Below are 1,662 nucleotides of genomic sequence, written 5' to 3'. Positions count from 1 at the left end.
CTAGTACTAGATTTCAAAAGTTCGTCACCCCCCCCTACAGTATAGGAGGCAAGTTATAGTTATAGTTATAGTCGATTTTTATAAAAGCTTTGATAAAAATTAGATTATAATCAGGGGCTATGAATATCTCCGAAAAAGCCCCTGCACTACAGGCTGATAATGTTAGTGCCTGCAAATCTAGCATTTTATCTAATTTTCAATCACAATTTAATAATGATTCTGAAGATATCCATAAATGCCGTTCTTATTGCAATAAAAGGATTGATGAGTATGGGATTAAAAGTAGATGTGAACTTATCCTTACAGCTTTAGACTCAAATTCCATTAACGAAATGGTAAGAGTAACAGGCAAATGCAAGAGATATATCAAGAATTGGCTAAATAGGTTTTGTGATTTAGGCTTCAATGGTTTGTACGACTTACCAAGATCTGGTAGGCCTTCATTGTTTGATCATTCCTTTGCAGAAAATGTAAGAAAAATCTCTATTTTTACGCCCGACTCTATCAATAAAATTGCCTCCCAAAAGTTGTCTAATGAGCCGATATCAATTGACCAATCAGAGCTTGCAAACATTATTTCTGATAATGCAAAAGTACCAATGATTAAGGGCAGTAAATGGATTTATAGTAACATTGGTGCTGTTTTTGGCATGTCTCAATCAACTGTATGTAGAGCTTTCAAGAAATTTAAAGTAGGTAATATAAGACCTGAGGGCTCTTATTGTTTTAGTGTTGATCCTGAGTATGAAACAAAGCTCAAAATTGTTCACGAGATTTTGTGTGCACACTATGACTATAAAGATACAGTAGTCTTAAGTTTTGATGAGAAGCCATGTATTCAAGCAATCGAAAAAGATATTGTTATGACATCGAATATGGGGGTAAGCTCTGGATGTCGATATCATAAACATGGTTATGTTAACTTAATTGCAGCCCAATGTCTTCAAACAGGCAAAGTTTATTATGAGCTTAGTAATGAAAAGGACAGAGAGTTCTTAAAATCATTCTTTGAAAGACTTATCCAAAATAATAAAGAGCTACAGAATAAGCAAGTCATTGTTATTTTAGATAATCTAAGTACTCATTTGTTTGATCAAGAATGGTTTGATCTCAATCCTCAATTTAAGTTTATATTTACACCAACATGTTCTTCTTGGTGTAACCCAATAGAATCATTTTTTAGCCAGTACTCTAACAACTGTTTGAAGCATGCATCATGGACAAGTGTAGAGCATCTTATCAATGGATCAAGAGAGTGGCTTGATTATTTTAATGATAATATGGCCGCTCCTAGATCTTGGTCTTTTGATTATGATGCAAAATTACAAGAGCGCTGTAATCTTATTACAAATATGAGAACTCAGTTTCTTTCAATTAGTAAGTTGGTAAAAAGTGGAGTGCAGTTAATACCATGGGCTAAAACCTATGTTAGGCAGCTTGGAGTTAATATAAACAAGCTTAGGTATAAGAACAAGCTAACTAGAAAGCAGCTACAAAAATTAGTAAGAGGTTTAAATAACCGTTTTGGAATTGTTTAGTATGCTAAAAGTTAGATTGACTTTACCTTTGTTAAAAGCTATTTGCTGCACCAACAATTTTATTTTGTCTCCCCCATATTACTCATAATAGGGGGGGTGACGAACTTTTGAAATCTAGTACTAG

Annotated in this window: 1 protein-coding gene; it reads left to right on the top strand. The window is 33.6% G+C overall.

Translation table 11 applies throughout. From position 1 onward, the window contains the following. Positions 1–119: 119 nt before the first annotated feature. Positions 120–1,538 carry a transposase gene (locus MXE38_RS12230; protein ID WP_246915485.1) on the top strand — a complete coding sequence of 473 codons (1,419 nt, stop codon included), beginning with the start codon at positions 120–122 and terminating at the stop codon, positions 1,536–1,538. The last annotated feature ends 124 nt before the right edge of the window (positions 1,539–1,662 follow it).

Origin of the sequence: Anaerobiospirillum sp. NML120448 (genome assembly GCF_023050945.1) — a bacterium.
Taxonomy (GTDB): Bacteria; Pseudomonadota; Gammaproteobacteria; order Enterobacterales; family Succinivibrionaceae; genus Anaerobiospirillum.
The sequence above is the reverse complement of the archived record's forward strand: the minus strand, read 5'-3'. Positions and strand labels throughout refer to the sequence as shown.

Excerpts from the sequence above, each read along its gene's own strand:
- MXE38_RS12230 (WP_246915485.1), top strand. The coding sequence starts at position 120 with ATGAATATCTCCGAAAAAGCCCCTGCACTACAGGCTGATAATGTTAGT.